Annotated in this window: 17 protein-coding genes; 9 read left to right on the forward strand and 8 right to left on the reverse strand. The window is 71.2% G+C overall.

Annotated elements, in window-relative coordinates; all coding sequences use genetic code 11:
- The 4 genes from AB0C35_RS34150 to AB0C35_RS34165 all read right to left on the reverse strand — a co-directional run.
- A partial coding sequence (locus AB0C35_RS34150) for an SAM-dependent methyltransferase (RefSeq protein ID WP_358465311.1) occupies window positions 1-1,013 on the reverse strand: 1,013 nt, incomplete at its 3' end.
- Entirely contained in the window at window positions 964-1,440 is a 477-nt protein-coding gene (locus AB0C35_RS34155; RefSeq protein ID WP_358465314.1) for a hypothetical protein, read from the reverse strand. The genes AB0C35_RS34150 and AB0C35_RS34155, both read right to left, overlap by 50 nt.
- Window positions 1,430-2,083: a GNAT family N-acetyltransferase gene (locus AB0C35_RS34160; protein ID WP_358465317.1), complete on the reverse strand. Its 654-nt coding sequence runs from the start codon at window positions 2,081-2,083 to the stop codon at window positions 1,430-1,432. Before AB0C35_RS34160 ends, AB0C35_RS34155 begins: the two co-directional genes overlap by 11 nt.
- Window positions 2,080-3,477: a cobyrinate a,c-diamide synthase gene (locus AB0C35_RS34165; protein ID WP_358465320.1), complete on the reverse strand. Its 1,398-nt coding sequence runs from the start codon at window positions 3,475-3,477 to the stop codon at window positions 2,080-2,082. Before AB0C35_RS34165 ends, AB0C35_RS34160 begins: the two co-directional genes overlap by 4 nt.
- A 24-nt stretch (window positions 3,478-3,501) precedes the next feature.
- Between AB0C35_RS34165 and AB0C35_RS34170 the strand changes: the two genes are divergently transcribed.
- Entirely contained in the window at window positions 3,502-4,098 is a 597-nt protein-coding gene (locus tag AB0C35_RS34170) for a helix-turn-helix domain-containing protein (protein ID WP_358465323.1), read from the forward strand.
- Between the two features lie 17 nt (window positions 4,099-4,115).
- Here AB0C35_RS34170 and AB0C35_RS34175 read toward each other — a convergent pair whose 3' ends face one another.
- On the reverse strand, window positions 4,116-4,718 hold the full coding sequence (locus AB0C35_RS34175) for an ATP-binding protein (RefSeq protein WP_358465326.1): 603 nt from the start codon (window positions 4,716-4,718) through the stop codon (window positions 4,116-4,118).
- A gap of 193 nt (window positions 4,719-4,911) precedes the next feature.
- Between AB0C35_RS34175 and AB0C35_RS34180 the strand changes: the two genes are divergently transcribed.
- From AB0C35_RS34180 to AB0C35_RS34205, 6 genes are all read left to right on the forward strand, one after another.
- On the forward strand, window positions 4,912-5,757 hold the full coding sequence (locus AB0C35_RS34180) for a helix-turn-helix transcriptional regulator (RefSeq protein ID WP_358465329.1): 846 nt from the start codon (window positions 4,912-4,914) through the stop codon (window positions 5,755-5,757).
- The gene (locus AB0C35_RS34185) at window positions 5,754-5,954 is read left to right on the forward strand and encodes a DUF397 domain-containing protein (RefSeq protein WP_358465332.1); all 201 of its coding nucleotides are present in this window, start codon (window positions 5,754-5,756) and stop codon (window positions 5,952-5,954) included. Before AB0C35_RS34180 ends, AB0C35_RS34185 begins: the two co-directional genes overlap by 4 nt.
- Window positions 5,955-6,062: 108 nt before the next feature.
- Window positions 6,063-7,082 (forward strand): LLM class F420-dependent oxidoreductase, encoded by a 1,020-nt coding sequence (locus AB0C35_RS34190; protein WP_358465335.1) that lies wholly within the window; start codon window positions 6,063-6,065, stop codon window positions 7,080-7,082.
- Between the two features lie 97 nt (window positions 7,083-7,179).
- Entirely contained in the window at window positions 7,180-8,835 is a 1,656-nt protein-coding gene (locus tag AB0C35_RS34195; RefSeq protein WP_358465338.1) for an acetolactate synthase large subunit, read from the forward strand.
- A gap of 44 nt (window positions 8,836-8,879) precedes the next feature.
- Window positions 8,880-9,737, forward strand: coding sequence for an SAM-dependent methyltransferase (locus AB0C35_RS34200; protein ID WP_358465626.1), 858 nt, complete (start codon window positions 8,880-8,882; stop codon window positions 9,735-9,737).
- A gap of 17 nt (window positions 9,738-9,754) precedes the next feature.
- Window positions 9,755-10,990 (forward strand): cytochrome P450, encoded by a 1,236-nt coding sequence (locus AB0C35_RS34205; protein ID WP_358465341.1) that lies wholly within the window; start codon window positions 9,755-9,757, stop codon window positions 10,988-10,990.
- A 32-nt stretch (window positions 10,991-11,022) separates the two neighbouring features.
- Here the strand turns inward: AB0C35_RS34205 and AB0C35_RS34210 are convergent, their stop codons facing one another.
- Entirely contained in the window at window positions 11,023-12,237 is a 1,215-nt protein-coding gene (locus tag AB0C35_RS34210; RefSeq protein ID WP_358465344.1) for an RNA-guided endonuclease TnpB family protein, read from the reverse strand.
- Between the two features lie 223 nt (window positions 12,238-12,460).
- On the opposite strand from AB0C35_RS34210, the gene AB0C35_RS34215 reads away from it, so the two are divergent.
- A complete protein-coding gene (locus tag AB0C35_RS34215; RefSeq protein WP_358465347.1) occupies window positions 12,461-13,561 on the forward strand; it encodes an AI-2E family transporter in 1,101 nt (366 codons plus the stop codon).
- Window positions 13,562-13,575: 14 nt separating this feature from the next.
- On the opposite strand, the gene AB0C35_RS34220 is transcribed toward AB0C35_RS34215, so the two are convergent.
- A complete protein-coding gene (locus tag AB0C35_RS34220; protein ID WP_358465350.1) occupies window positions 13,576-14,370 on the reverse strand; it encodes a methyltransferase domain-containing protein in 795 nt (264 codons plus the stop codon).
- A gap of 132 nt (window positions 14,371-14,502) precedes the next feature.
- Window positions 14,503-14,718, reverse strand: a complete 216-nt coding sequence (locus tag AB0C35_RS34225; protein WP_358465353.1) for a hypothetical protein — start codon at window positions 14,716-14,718, stop codon at window positions 14,503-14,505.
- A 295-nt stretch (window positions 14,719-15,013) separates the two neighbouring features.
- On the opposite strand from AB0C35_RS34225, the gene AB0C35_RS34230 reads away from it, so the two are divergent.
- Complete coding sequence (locus tag AB0C35_RS34230) at window positions 15,014-15,361, forward strand: hypothetical protein (protein ID WP_358465356.1); 348 nt, start codon at window positions 15,014-15,016, stop codon at window positions 15,359-15,361.
- Window positions 15,362-15,432: the final 71 nt, after the last annotated feature.

The raw sequence follows: 15,432 nt of genomic DNA on the forward strand, positions 1-15,432 counted from the left end.
GCGGGCGGGGCCGGGCCGGGCCCCGGGGGGGCCCCCCCCGCCCCCCGCCCCCCACCCCCGCGGGGGGGGGGGGGGCCCCCCCGGCCCCCCCCCCCCCCCCCCCCGGGGGGGGGCCCCCCCCCCCCCCCCCCCACGGCCGCGCCGAAGCGCGCGCACTCGATGCCCACGGAGCCGTCGCCGGACTCCACGTCCCACACCATGTCGCCGATTCTCGGGCCGAGCCTGGCCAGGACGAAGGCCCGGACTTCCGGCGGCAGTCCCGGCCCGTCGCCGAAGGCGTCCGCGGGCAGCGCCCACCCGGCGGGGTCCGGAGCAGGCGGCCCCGACACCCAGCTCGTTTCACCCAGTGCGTGACGGTTGTCCAGGACGAGCACCACAGCCGGGTCGTTCCAGGGACGAGTGGTGGCCTCAGCCGGACGGACGTAGACGACGCGCTCCCTGGGCCCGTCCAAGTCCTCGCAGACAACGAACGAACGCGGCGTCACGGGAAACAGCGCGCGCGCCAGTTCCGCCGGTCCCGCGCCAGGCCCGGTCAGTACCGCGACCTTGGGGTGGGCTCGGCAGGCGTTCACGGCCTGCCGCAGGTGTCCGTCCCGGGCCGAGACGACCAGCGCGTCATCCCAGGGCAGTCCCGCCTGGGCGAAAGCCCGCGCCACCAGGGGCGCGGCAGGCAGGGCGTCCGGTGCATGCCCTTGTTCGAGCAGCACACGGAGAATCCCGAAGTGGCCGGGATCGCCGTCCACGACGAGCACGACGTCCTGGTCCGACACGTCGACGCCTTCCAGCGCACCTGCGATGTCCTCGGTGACGACCTTGCGGGTGCCAGGCGCCAATGGGAGGCCGTCCAGGTGACGGGCTTCACCCAGCACCAGCGCAGCGCTTTCCAAAGCCGCCCGGGCCGCTTCGGAAAGCGGCGAGCCGTCGCGGCCCACAACCGTCAACATCGCCTGAACCCGCCGTCGCCTACCGGGCCATCCGCCCGAACATGCCGACCATCCGCTCACCGGCGGCATCGACCAGCACCACCTGCGCGGCGACCGGACTGGCCGCCGAGCCCGCCGCCTCGGCGGCGAGACGCTCCAGCTCACCGGCGGTCCGCCGACACAGCTCCCGGCCGCACGGACCGAGCTTTCCGGCGGCCTCCCACAGCTCGTAGACGTGCCGGGCCGTCGGGGCCGCGGCCACCTCGGCGGTCAGCGCCGCGCCCGCGTCCATGTAGAAGGTGATCGATTCCAGGACCCCGTCGTCGTCCAGGAGGGCGAGCTGCTCGTCCATGCCGGCGACCAGGACGACCTGCGCGATCCCCTCCTTGACCGCCGCACGCAGCTCGCCGGCGCCCGCCGGGACGAAACACGCGTCCGGCAGCTTCGGCAGCATCCGGCGGGCCGTGTCGCGTACGCCGTCGCCGTACATCACGAGCGTCTTGTCCTCAGCGGTCACTGGGCCGTCCCTCCTCGTCCTGGGCGACGAGCCTCCCGGAGGAGCGGCCGGAGCGCTGGCGTGGCACGCCGTCGGGCGGCGATTCGGGCCGCGGGTCGGTCGCGATGCGGCTGAACACGATCATGTCCCGGCTGACGCCGCCGGCGTCGCGTTCCGCGCCCCGCGCGACGCCCTCGCGCACATAGCCGGCCTTCTCGGCGACGCGGATGGACGCGTGGTTGGTGACCATGGCGCGCAGTTCGACGCGGAAGAGCCCGCAGCCGCGCAGCGCCCAGTCGGACACCAGGGACAGGGCCTCCGTGGCGTGGCCGCGTCCGCGCACGCCCGGCCGCATCCCGTAGCCGACCTCGCTGGTCAGGTGATCCCAGTTCACCTTGAACAGCCCGATGGTCCCGAGCAGGTCGCCGGTATCGCGGTCGGTCGCCGCCAGGTGGATGCCCAGCCCGAAACGCTGCACCTTGTGGACGCCCTCCCGCAGGAACCACGCGATGGGCTCGGCCTCCAGGACACCCGGGAAATTGGGCGGCAGGAAGTCCTCACCCGCGCGGATCACCTCGATCAGCCCGGCCGCGTCGTCGATGCCGAACGGGCGCAGCACGAGCCGTTCGCCCTCAAGGCGGACACTTCCCTCGAAGGCGTTCACGCGCGCTCCCCTCTACAGGCCTTGCTGCAAGCGTTGACCATCCTGCTCGCGAACCAGGGCGACCCGGCCCAATGCAGATGAAGGTAGGACGCTACACAGTCGCCTTGCACGAAGCCCACGGGGCCGGATGCGGTCCACTGCCAAGCGGCCGTGTCCCCATGGACGGGTTCGGTGACCGTGCTGTGGAACTCGTGCCCGCGCACCCGTTCGCCCGCACGGGCGACGACCGAGTCGGCCACGGCCACCGCGGCACGATAACCCAGGGTCAGCCGCGAGGACATGGCCGCCTGGACACCGTCCAAGACACCGCACATGGGCGCGCCGTCCAGCTCATGCGCGAGGTAGAGAAGGCCCGCACATTCGGCGTACACGGGGCGGGACGCCTTGCCGAAGGCCGCCATCTCTTCGCGCAAGGGCTGATTGGCCGAAAGCTCCGCCGCGTGCATCTCGGGGAAACCTCCGCCGATGACGACACCCCTCGTCCGTTCGGGGAGCCTCTCGTCCCGCAGGGGGTCGAACCGGACGACTTCGGCGCCCGCCGCCGTGAGCAGCTCCTCGTTCTCCGCATAGCCGAACGTGAACGCCGGTCCCCCGGCGACCGCGATCCGCGGGCGTTCCGCCGCCTCCACCCGGACGGCGGCCTCGGACGGGTCCCACGGCTCCGCGTTCAAGGGGGAGGCGGCGCGGGCCAGGGCGAGCACCGCGTCGAGGTCGCAGGAGGCGGCGACGAGGTCGCCCAGCCGCCGGACCGTCCCGACCGCGTCCGCTCGCCGTTCGGCCGCCGGAACGAGACCGAGATGCCTGGACGGGGCCGTCGCCTCGTCGTGGTGGCGGAGCGCGCCCAGGACCGGCAGGCCCAGCTCCTCGACGGCCTCCCGGCACATGCGCTCATGGCCGTCAGAGCCGAGACGGTTGAGGATCACGCCGCCGACCCTGACCGTCCCGAACGAGCGGAACCCGTGGACGAGGGCGGCCACGGACCGTCCCGCCGCCGCCGAAGCGTCCACGACCAGGACGACGGGTGCGTCCAGAAGTGTCGCGACGTGCGCGGTGGACGCGTAGTCACCGCCACCGGCCGAAGCAGACAGTCCGAGCCCTGCGGCGCCGTCGTAGAGGCCCATGACGCCCTCCACGACGGCGATGTCCGCCCCGGCGGCACCGTGCAGGAGCAACGGGACGATGAGTTCCTCAGACGTCAGCCACGGATCCAGGTTCCGGCCAGGCCGCCCTGTGGCGAGCGCGTGGAAGCCAGGGTCGATGTAGTCGGGCCCGACCTTGTGCGGAGAGACGTTCAGGCCACGACCGGCGAAAGCGGCCATCAGGCCCGTCGCGACGGTCGTCTTGCCGCTTCCCGTGGAAGGCGCGGCTACGACGAGCCGAGGGACACTGGCCACGTCTGCACAGCATAGGCTGTCGCGGTGAGCTACCAGCGCCTGTCCCCGGACGAACGGCGTGCCCAGATTCTGGACGTCGCGCGGCGGATGTTCACCGAGCTGCCCTACGCCGAGGTGTCCACCGCCGCGATCGCGCGCGAGACCGGAGTCCAGCGCGGTCTGATCCACTACTACTTCGGGACGAAGCGAGAGCTGTTCCTCAAGGTCGTCCAGGGGTTGACGGCGTCGGCGGCGCTCCAGGTGCCGCCGGTGGACGAGCGGATGACGCTGCCCGAGGCGGTCGAACTGTGCGTGAACCTGTTCCTCGACACGGCGGAGCGGAACGCGACGACGTGGTTCGCGGCGCTGGACGCCGAGGGGTTCGGGCAGGACCCGGAACTGCTGCGCATCGTCAACCGGTTCCGTGACGAGGCCGTCGAGCACATGCTCGCCGTCCTGCGGGTGCCGGAGCCCACCGAGACCCTGCGCGCCGTCCTGCGCATCTACTCGGGGCTGGCGGACGCGGCGACGCGGCAGTGGCTCCAGGAGAAGACGCTCGACCGCGACCAGGTGCACACGCTGCTCGCGCGGTCACTGCTCACCCTGGTCAGCGACATAGGTCCCGCTCTGGAGAGGCACTAGGAACACGGCGGGGCCCGCTAGGCGGGGGCGGCGGTCGCGCCGGGCACGGTGAACCAGACGGCCTTGCCGCGGACGGGCGGGCCGAGCCGCGACAGCGTCCGCAGCATGCCCCAGCGTTCCCCGGACAGCTCGCGGACGATGCTGAGCCCGCGCCCGCAGTCGCCGGACGTCCACGAGTAGCCGGGCAGGGCGGCGTCGGGGAGCGCGTCGAAGACGGCGCACCGTACCTCGCCGGCCTCACGGGCCGCGCCGTCACCGGCCCCGCTCGCGCAGGCCCCGCCATCGCCGCTCTCGCTGTCACAGGTCTCGCTGTCACCGGCCTCGCCTCCGGCCACGTAGAGCCACAGCTCGTGGGGGCCGTGCTCGCCGGCGTGCTGGTGCGCGTTCGTCGCGAGCTCGCTGACCATGAGCTGCGCGTCGGCGATCACGTCGCGCGGGACGCCCAGCGAGGCGAGGGCGTCGCGCAGGACGCCGCGGGCGTGGCCCGCGCATCCGGGCCCGCCCGGGAGGGCCCAGACCCACCCGGGCCTGGTGCCCGCCGGTGCACGGGCGTTGTCGGTGGCGTCGGCCATGGCGTCGGCCATGGTCTGCGCCGTCAGGTCGGCTGGCGTGGTCTTCACGGGTTCCTCCGCCGGTCTACGTGCCCGGGCGCGGCCGGCCGGTCCGTCACTGTAGGTTTCCGACCGGTCACGGAACCCAGCGTGTCGTGAGATTCTCACGATCGCAACTGTCTTCACAGAATTGCTCCACCCTTCCTGCCGGGTTCGTCAATCGCGTTGTGGCGCGCGTCAAGAGTGGTAAGACTCCACTCCCATGACCTACCGCCCCACCGTTCGTGGCCGCCGCCTGGCGCGGGAGCTCCGCAAGCTGCGGGAGGAGCAGGGCCTGACCCTGCAGGAGGTGGCGGATCGGCTCGACTGGTCGCGAGCCACCGTCTCCCGCCTCGAAACCAGCCAGACCCGCCCCAAACCCGGTGACATCGCCGACATCCTCGATCTGTACGGGGTGCCGAGCCCGGACCGCGACGCCCTCATCACCCTCGCCCGGCAGGCCGGCCAGCGCGGCTGGTGGACCGCCTACCAGGACGTGTTCGCCGGCAGCTATGTCGCGCTGGAGGACGAGGCGTCGCACATCCGCACCTGGGATCCCCAGCTCGTGCACGGGCTGCTGCAGACCGAGCCGTACTCCCGCGCCGTGATCACGGCGGGCCGGCTGCTGCCCGCCCAGGAGGACATCGAGCGCCGCATCGCCGCCCGCAAGATCCGCCAGGCCCTGCTCGACCGGGCGGACGCGCCGCGTCTGCAGGTCGTGTTCGACGAGGGGGTCCTGCACCGTCCGATCGGCGGCGACGAGGTGATGCGCGCGCAGCTGGACGCTCTCGCCACCGCCGCTGCGACCCGCCCAACCGTGTCGATTCAGGTACTTCCGTATACAGCCAAGGAGCATGCGGGCCTAGACGGACGATTCACCATATTGTCGTATCCAGACCCCGCCGACCCAGATATCGCCTATGTAGAGGGCACCATGGGTGACGTTTACCTTGAGAGTGCGGAGGCAATAGCAAAACATAGGGATCGCTTCGATCGCATCGAGGCGGCCGCACTGTCCACCGAGGAATCCGCGCACCTCATCGCCGAGGCAGCAAGGAGTAGCCCGTGACCAACCTGCAGTGCGAACTCACCGGCGCCCCCTGGCGCAAGTCGTCCCACAGCGGGAGCGGCGACCAGTGCGTCGAGGTGGCGCCACTGTCCAGCGACCTTCGCGCGGTACGCGACTCCAAGGACCCCTCCGGACCGGCGCTGGTGCTGACGCCGTCCGCCTGGCGGGGCCTGGTGGGCGCGATCAAGGAGGTCTAGCGACGGTCCGATCCGGGGGCCGCGGCGGGGGCGCCGCGGCCCCCGGCCCTTCCACCGAACTAGAACGTGTTCTAGTATCGCCTGCGTCGGCAACCGGAGGGGTGCAACGTGACCGCGGAACTCAAGCTCGGCATCAACGTCGGCTACTGGCAGCGCGACGTCGACGACCAGACCGAGACGGTCCTGGCCGCCGAACGGTGCGGCTACGACTCGGTGTTCACCGCCGAGGCCTACGGCTCGGACGCGTTCACCCCGCTGGCCTGGTACGCCGCCCGCACGTCCCGGATCAAACTGGGCACCGCCGTCGTCCAGCTCTCCGCGCGCACGCCCGCCGCGACCGCGATGCACGCGCTCACCCTCGACGCGCTCTCGGGCGGGCGGATGATCCTCGGGCTCGGCGCGTCCGGCCCGCAGGTCGTCGAGGGCTGGTACGGGCAGCCGTTCCCCAAGCCGCTCGCCCGCACCCGCGAGTACCTCGACATCGTCCGGCAGGTGTGGCGCCGCGACGCGCCGGTGACCAGCGAGGGCCCGCACTACCCGCTGCCGCTGCCCGGCGGCGCGGGCCTCGGCAAGCCGCTGAAGTCGATCGTCCACCCGGTCCGCCCGGAGATCCCCGTCTACCTCGGCGCCGAGGGCCCGAAGAACGTCGCGATGTCCACCGAGATCGCGCAGGGCTGGCTGCCGCTGTTCGTCGACCCGCAGCAGATCGAACCGGTGTTCGGCGCGTCCCTCGCGAACCGCCCGGACGGCTTCGAGATCGCCGCGACCGTCACCACGATCGTCACCGACGACCTGGAGTCCGCGCTGCAGTTCGCCAAGATCCCGCTCGCGTTCTACATCGGCGGGATGGGCGCCCGGGACCGCAACTTCCACCTCGACCTGATCGGCCGGCTCGGCTACGCGGAGCAGGCCGCGCGCGTCCAGGAGCTCTTCCTCGACGGCCGGCGCGACGAGGCGGTCAAGGCCGTGCCGGACGAGCTGGCCGACTCGATCTCCCTCCTCGGCCCCATCGGGCGGATCAAGGAGCGGCTCCAGCTCTGGCGCGGCAGCCCCGTCACCACCGTGCTGATCGCCGGGGTGCGGGACGAGCCCACGCTGCGCGCGATCAAGGACCTGGCCGACTCCTGACGAGATCGATCGCACATCGACGGGCGGAATGGAGGCAGGGGTCCGGGTGCTGCACGAGACAGCACCCAGCGATACGCAGACTGGAGATGGACGCAACATGTCCACGCAGGAAGACGCCGCCCGCCTGCTCGTCAGGACCCTTGAGGCGGAGGGCGTCGAATACGTCTTCGGCATCCCGGGCGAGGAGAACATCCACTTCGTCCACGCACTGAACGACTCCCCGATCCGCTACGTCCTCGTCCGGCACGAGCAGGCCGCCTCGTTCATGGCGGAGATCTACGGGCGCCTCACCGGCAAGGCGGGGGTGGCCTCGGCGACGCTCGGCCCCGGCGCGATCAACATGCAGCTCGGCGTGGCGGACGCCACCACCAACAGCACGCCCGTCGTCGCGATCTCCGCACAGGTCGGCCTTGACCGCATCTACAAGGAATCGCACCAGATCGTCGACCTGGTCTCCCTCTTCCGCCCGATCACCAAGTGGTCGGAGCTGGCCCCCCGGGCCGAGGCCCTGCCGGAAATGGTGCGCAAGGCGTTCAAGACCGCACAGACCGAACGTCCCGGCGCCGTCTACCTGGCGATCCCCGAGGACGTCGAGGCCGCCAAGGTCTCCGCCGATCTGAAGCCGCTACCGGTCAACGTCGTCCGCACCCAGGAGCCGTCGCCGTCGCAGATCGCCCGCGCCGCCGACGTCCTCGCCGTCGCCCGGCGCCCGATCGTCCTCGCCGGCCACGGCGCGACCCGCGCCGGCGCGAGCGCCGCGCTGCGGCACTTCTCCGAGCATCTCGGCCTGCCGGTCGCGACGACCTTCAACGGCAAGGGCGTCTTCCCGGACGACCACCGCAACGCCCTCGGCGCGGTCGGTTTCATGCGCCACGACTACGTCAACTTCGGCTTCGACGAGGCGGACGTCCTCATCACGGTGGGCTACGAGCTCCAGGAGTTCGACCCCGTCAAGATCAACCCGAACGCCGACAAGAAGATCATCCACATTCACCAGTTCCCCGCCGAGGTCGACGACCACTACCCCGTCGAGGTCGGCGTCCAGGGCGACATCTCCCGGTCGCTCCACGCCCTGGCCGGCAGCGTGCACCGCCGCTTCGACGTCAACGGCACCGGCCGGAAGATCCGCCAGATGCTCCGCGACGAACTGGCGGAGGGCGCCGCCGAGGACGGCCATCCGCTCTCCCCTCGCAGGATCGTCGCCGACGTCCGCGCCGCCATGGGCCGCAGCGACATCGTCCTCGCCGACACGGGCGCGGTGAAGATGTGGATGGCGCGCATGTACCCGACCTACGAGCCGAACACCCTGCTGGTCTCCAACGGCCTGTCGTCCATGGGCTTCTCCGTGCCGGGCGCGATCGCCGCGAAGCTCGCCCACCCCGACCGCCGGGTCCTCGCCGCCACCGGCGACGGCGCGTTCCTGATGAACTCGCAGGAACTGGAGACCGCCGTCCGCGAGAACATCCCGATCACGGTCCTGATCTGGGACGACTCCGCCTACGGCCTGATCGAGTGGAAGATGGACCTCGACCTCGGCGAAAGCTCCAACATCAAGTTCGGCAACCCCGACTTCGTCCGGTACGCGGAGAGCTTCGGCGCCCGCGGCTACCGCGTGGAGACCGCCGGCGAGCTGCTCCCCACCCTCCGCAAGGCCCTGGACGACGACACGGTCTCGGTCATCACCGTCCCCGTCGACTACTCCCACAACCTCCGGCTGACGGACAAGCTGGGCGACCTGACCGACCCCTTCTAGAACCGGAGGGACGGCCTGGCACCGTCCCTTCCACCCTCCACGGCATAAAAGCCCCGCTTGATCAACTCGGGCCCAAGGTCGCCAGGATGTACGACTACTACCTGGGCGGAAAGGACAACTACGTCGCCGACCGTGCGGCCGCGGAGAAGGTCATCGAGGTGATGCCGGCTTCGCAGGAGGGGGCGCGGGCGAACCGGGCGTTCCTGATGCGGGCGGTCCGCCATCTCGTCGCGGAGGCGGGCATCACGCAGTTCCTCGATCTCGGCGCGGGGCTGCCCACCCAGAACAACGTGCACGAGGTGGCGCTGTCGCTGAACCCGGACGCCCGAGTGGTCTATGTGGACTGGGACCCGGTGGTCTGCTCGCACAGCCGCGCGCTGCTGCGGACCCCGGACAGCGTCGGCGTGATCGAGGCGGACCTGCGGGACGCGGATGCGATCCTGCGGCATGAGACGACCCGGGCGCTGCTGGACTTCGACCGGCCGATCGCGGTGATGATGGTGTCGATCCTGCACTTCGTCTCCGGCTCCGATGACCCGCAGGGCATCGTGGGGCGGTACCGGGACGCCACCGCGCCGGGAAGTCACCTGGTCGTCTCCCATCTGACCGGGGACCTGATGGCGAAGGCCCGGCCGGAGGAGACCGAGCGGGCCAAGGAGATCTACCGCCGCACCGCCACCCCTGTCCACCTGCGCACCCACGAGGAGATCGGGGATCTTTTCAAGGGCCATGAGCTGGTGGATCCGGGGCTGGTGTGGCTGACCGACTGGCGTCCCGACGACCCCGTCCCGGACGGGCCGGCGGTGGTGCGGCTCGGTGAGGGACGAGGCGGGACGGCCGAGGAGGCGCCCGGTTACGGCGGCCGGATCCCCGCGTACGCGGGCGTCGGCCGCAAGCTCTGACGACGCGAGGAGGCGGTGTGACCGCTCTGGCCGACATCGACCTGTCCAAGGGCGGCTTCTGGGCCGCACCGTACGCCGATCGCGCGGCGGCGTTCGAGGTGCTGCGGCGCGAGAAGCCGTTCGCCTTCTTCGCGGAACCGCGCGTCATGTGGGCGAGGCCCGGCCCCGGTTTCTACGCGGTGACCCGGTACGCCGACGTGGTGGAGGCCAGCCGGAGGCCGGACGACTTCTCCAACGCCGAGGTCGTGATGGTGTTCGAGCGGCCGCCGGAGTCGGTCGAGTTCTTCGACTCGATGATCAACATGGACGATCCGCGGCACGCCCGGCTGCGCCGGATCGTCTCCCGGGCGTTCACCCCGAGCATGATCGAGCGGCTGGACGGCCAGATCCGGCGGGTGGCCGCCGAGATCGTGGACGACCTGCTGGAGCGCAGGACGTGCGACTTCGTCACCGAGGTCGCCGAGCGGCTGCCGCTGACCATCATCTGCCGGATGATGGGCGTCCCGCAGAGCCGGCACCGGTTCGTCGCCGAACGCACCAACATCATTCTCGGTGCGGGCGACTCCGAGTACACCCCGGACGAGAACCAGGCCGCCACCATTCTCACCGCGGCGGCCGAGCTGGCCGGCATGGTCAGGGAGCTGGCCGCCGAACGCGTCGAGGCGCCCGGCGACGACCTGACGTCCAAGCTGGTCAACGCCAACATCGACGGCGAGAAACTGAGCGCCCGGGAACTCGGCTCCTTCTTCGGCATCCTGATGCAGGCGGGCAACGAGACGACCCGCACCGCCATCTCGCACGGGCTGCTCCTGCTCACCGGGCACCCGGACCAGAAGCGGCTGTGGGCCGGCGACTTCGAACGGCACGCGGCGACCGCGACCGAGGAGATCGTCCGCCTGGCGTCACCCATCATCTACATGAGGCGCACCGCGACCCGGGACTGCGAGCTGAACGGCCACCGCTTCAACCAGGGCGACAAGCTGCTGCTGTACTACTGGTCGGCCAACCGCGACGAGACGGTCTTCGACGACCCGGACCGGTTCGACATCACCCGCGCACCCAACCCGCACCTCGGCTTCGGCGCCCCCGGACCGCACCACTGCCTGGGCGCGCACCTGGCCCGGAGCGAAGTCACCGCCATCTTCCGGGAACTGCTCGCCCGCGCACCCGGCATCCACGCCACCGCGGAGCCGGACCGGCTGCGCTCGAACTTCCTCAACGGCATCAAGCACCTGTCCTGCTCACTTTCTTGACTTCCTCCTCTCCCTGAAGGGGGAGGGGATTCCTACGGCTCGCGCCGCAGGGGTTTCTGCTTCGCGGCCGACTGCGGAAGGGGGGACCCTTGCCGTCTGACATCAGCTCCACAGACATCGCCGGGGCTACCCCTGGCTACGGCTCGACCAGCCGCAAGAATGTTCTTGGCCGCGTTGATGTCCCGGTCGTGCCGGGCGCGGCAACCCAGGCACGTCCAGTGCCGGGTCGACAAGCTCAACTCCGCGAGCAGGTGCCCGCAGGCCGAGCAGGTCTTGGACGAGGGGCACCACCGGTCGATCACCACCAGAGTCCGTCCGGCGCGTGCGGCCTTGTACTCCAGCATGCGCCGGAACTCGCCCCACCCGCAGTCGGAGATCGCGCGGGCCAGCCTGCGGTTGCGCACCATGTTGGCGACCGCGAGGTCCTCGACCACGATCACGTCCGCTTGGCGGACGAGGCTGGTGCTGGTGCGGTGCAGGAAGTCGGCGCGGGCGTTGCGGACCTTGCGGTGGGCGGCGGCGACCTTGGCCTTGGCCTTGCGGTGGTTGGCCGAGCCGGGCCGGCAGCGGGCCATGCGCCGCTGGTACCGGGCCAGGTTGCGCTGCTTGCGTTCCAGATGCCGTGGGTTGGCGATGCGGTCCCCGTCGGAGGTCACTGCGAAGTCCTTGACGCCCAGGTCGATGCCGATCTGGTGCCCGGCGACCGGTATCGGCTCGGGCTCATCGGTGCCGGTGCCGGTGTCGACGGCGAAGGTCACATACCAGCGGCCGTCCGGGTCCCGCGAGATCACCACCATCGTCGGGTTCAGCGCAGCCAAGTCCACATCGTCAAAGGACCACACGAACGCCAGCGGAGCGGTGGTCTTGGCCATCCTCAGCTCACCGTCCTTCATGCGGAACGCCGAGCGGGTGTAGTGCGCGGACTGGCGGCAGGTGCGGGTCTTGTAGCGCGGGTAGCGGGCGCGTCCGGCGAAGAAGCCGGCGAACGCGGTGTGCTGGTGCCGCAGGGCCTGTTGCAGCGGGACCGAGGAGACCTCGTTCAGGAACGCCAGCTCTTGGGTCTTCTTCCAGGCGGTCAGCGCGGCGTCGGTCTGTTTGTAGGTGGTGCGCTTGCGGTCGATGTGCCAGGCGCGTTGGCGTTCGGCGAGGGTCTTGTTCCAGACCAGGCGGACGCAGCCGAAGGTGCGGCTGAAGGTGGCCGCTTGTTCGGGGTCGGGGTAGGCCCGGCACTTGTACGCCGTCCGCATGACCGCAACTTTACACACCGATTGTGCACGCGCGAGGACTCTCGGTTGCCAAAGGGTTCGGTTCCCGGACCGCCCGCCTGCGCCGGGCCGCTCCTGACGGAGTCCGGATTCCTCTCCGGCCTGAAGGCCGGGGCATCCTCCGGAGGACTAGGTGAACCCGGCCGCTCCGGCGGGCGCAAGGTAGGGAGCGGTTGCCGGGCGGGTGGCCGGGTACGGGCGGCGGGTGACGTCCGGCAAGGGATTCGACGCCGTCCCGTCCACGTTGCGCAACACGGCGGCGGTGGCCGCGTGCTTCCTGGTCATCGTGGCGGCCGTCGGCGTGCTGGTCTACCTGTTCACGAAGGTCGCGTCCCTGGTGATGGCGGTGATCGCCGCGCTGCTGCTGACCGCGCTCGTGTCGCCGGTCGCGCGCCAGGTGCGGCGGCTGCGCGCCCCCGCCTGGGTCGCCGCGCTCTCCGGCCTGTTCACCGTGCTCATCGCCATCGGTGGGTCGGTCGCGCTGGTCGGCAACCGGATCGCCGGCCAGTGGGAGGAGATGCGCCGGAGCCTGACCGAAGGGCTGCAGGAGGCCCAGAGCCAGATCGTGGGCGCGCTGCCGATCAGCGAGCAGCAGCTCGACACCCTGATCGACGGCGCCGTGCGCACTCTCCGGCGGTCGTCGCCCGACCCGGTCGCGAGTGCGAGCATGGTGACGCGGGTGGGCGCCGCCGTGCTGATCGCCCTGTTCCTGCTGTTCTTCATGCTGAAGGACGGCAGGAGCATGTGGGAGTGGGTCCTGCGGCTCGCGCCCGAGCGGCGCCGCCCGAAGGTCGACGTCGCCGGGCGCGCGGGGTGGCGGGCGCTCGGGCAGTACGTGCACGGGATCATCCTGGTCGCGCTGGCGGACGCCGCCGGCATCGGGCTGGCGCTCGTGCTGATCGGGGTGCCGTTCGCCCTGCCGCTGACGCTGCTGACGTTCATCGCCGCGTTCGTCCCCATCATCGGGGCGATCCTCGCGGGCGCGGCCGCGGTGATCATCGCGTTCGTCGGCGGCGGGACGACGGACGCGCTGCTCGTGCTGGCCGCCGTCCTCGCCGTCCAGCAGGCCGAGAGCCACCTGCTGCAACCACTGATCATGGGCCGGACGCTGCATCTGCACCCGGTCGTGGTCGTCGTCGCCGTGGCCGCCGGGACGCTGGCGGCGGGCATCGCGGGCGCCATCGTCGCCGTCCCGCTCGTCGCGGTCGTGTACCGCGTCGCGTCCGTGCTGGCGGCCCCCGACGAGGACGACGGGCCGGAAGCCGATTCCCGGCTCGCCGCGGAGGGGCCGCCCGGCCCGCGATGACGGACGGCGGCGGGTCAGGCGCGGCAGAGGATCTCGCCGTGGGTCACCGAGTACCAGCCGTCTTCGGCGGCGGCCCATGCCTTCCAGCCCTCGTAGACGCGCTGGAGTTCGTCGCGGGTGGCGTGGCTGCCGGCGACGGCGTGGTCGGCGACCGACGACCGGATCATGCGGCCGCCCCATGACTCGCTCCACCACTCGCGTTCCTCGGGCGTGGAGTAGCACCAGGCCGAGGAGGAGGCTGTGACGTCGGTGAAGCCGGCGGCGCGGGCCCAGGAGACCAGGCGGCGGCCGGCGTCGGGCTCGCCTCCGTTGCCGCGGGCGACCCGGTAGTAGATCGGCAGCCAGGCGTCCATGCCGGGCGGGTCCGGGTACCAGATCATGGCGCCGAAGTCGGCGTCGCGCGCGGCGACGATGCCGCCGGGCCTGGTGACGCGGCGCATCTCGCGGAGGGCCTGGACGGGGTCGGCGACGTGCTGCAGGACCTGGTGCGCGTGGACGACGTCGAACGTTCCGTCGGCGTAGTCCAGGGCGTGGACGTCGGCGACGGCGAATTCGACGTTGTCCAGGCCGGCGGTGTTCTCGCGGGCCTCGTCCACGACGTTCTCGGCGGCGTCGGCGGCGACGACCCGGCCGGGGGCGACGCGTCCGGCCAGGCCGGCGGTGATCGTGCCCGGGCCGCAGCCCACGTCCAGCACCGAGTTCCCGGGGCGCAGGTGCCCGATCAGGTAGGCGGCGGAGTTCTCGGCCGTGCGCCACCGGTGTGAGCTCAGCACGCTCGCGTGGTGGCCATGGGTGTAGGTCGGGGCCATCGGGATCACCTCTCTGTCCGGTGCCCTCACCCTACGACCGCTTCTCATATTCTGGGAACTATGTATCAATATATGAGACAGCAGCGCATGAAAAAGGGGACCGAGGCCGCTCGGTCCCCTTTTCGTCGTCGGTCAGGCCGCCACGGCGATGCGGGCGGGTGCCGGCCGGGTGGACGGCGTCCGCCGCATGGGCAGTGCCTCGACCGGGGCCAGCGCGGGCGAGGTCTCGGCGTAGGCGTTCAGCGTCGCGTGCGGAAGCTCGGTGAGCCACGGCTCCACGACGGTCCGCTCGGCGGGCCCGTCAAGCCGCGGGTGGGAGAGATGGAACGTGCCGGTCGCTGCACTCACTGCCAACACCCCTTCCTTAGCCCGGTGGGCCGCGCCTGTGCGGAAGCCACCGACTGTCACATACCCCTAGGTACGTCATTACAAGCCACTCGGTTCGACTCCTGTTCCCAGGTGTCGCCCGAATCACAAGGTCAACAGTACGGAGCACCTCTGACAGTCTCGAACCTGTATTCGACCCGCCCGGTCCGGGACGCAATGCTGACAGAATTCGATTTGTGGTCATCCGCGTCCTGATCGCCGGCGACCGGGACGACGGACACGCGGGGGGAAGGACGAGGCACTGGCACCGGAGTCGTTGAGCGGGCTGCCCGTGACGGTCGTGGCCCTCTGGGTGCTGTGCGCCGCCGGGTGGGGCATCGTCCTCGCGGGCCTGCGCAGGAGCATCCACGGACCGGCCCGCGGCCCGACGCTGTTCGCGCACGTCGCGACGCCCGCGGGCGTCGTCCTGACGTTCTCGCTGATCGGCTTCGGGGCGCTGTACGGGACGCTCGCGCTGACCGCCGAATGGTGGGCGCTGCTGCTCGTGACCGGCTTCCGCCCCGAACGGCTGCTGTCGACCGGCGGCCTCGGCCGCCTCGCCGCGTGGGCCGCCGTCACCGCCGCCGCGACGCTCGCCGCCGCCCGGCTCGTCTTCCACATCTGAAGATCCGGTCCGCGGACCCGAACCCGCGATGGGCCGCGTAAGTCAAACCTACGTAGTATCCAATACAGCGA

Origin of the sequence: Spirillospora sp. NPDC048819 (genome assembly GCF_040650055.1) — a bacterium.
In the GTDB taxonomy this organism is placed as follows: domain Bacteria; phylum Actinomycetota; class Actinomycetes; order Streptosporangiales; family Streptosporangiaceae; genus Spirillospora.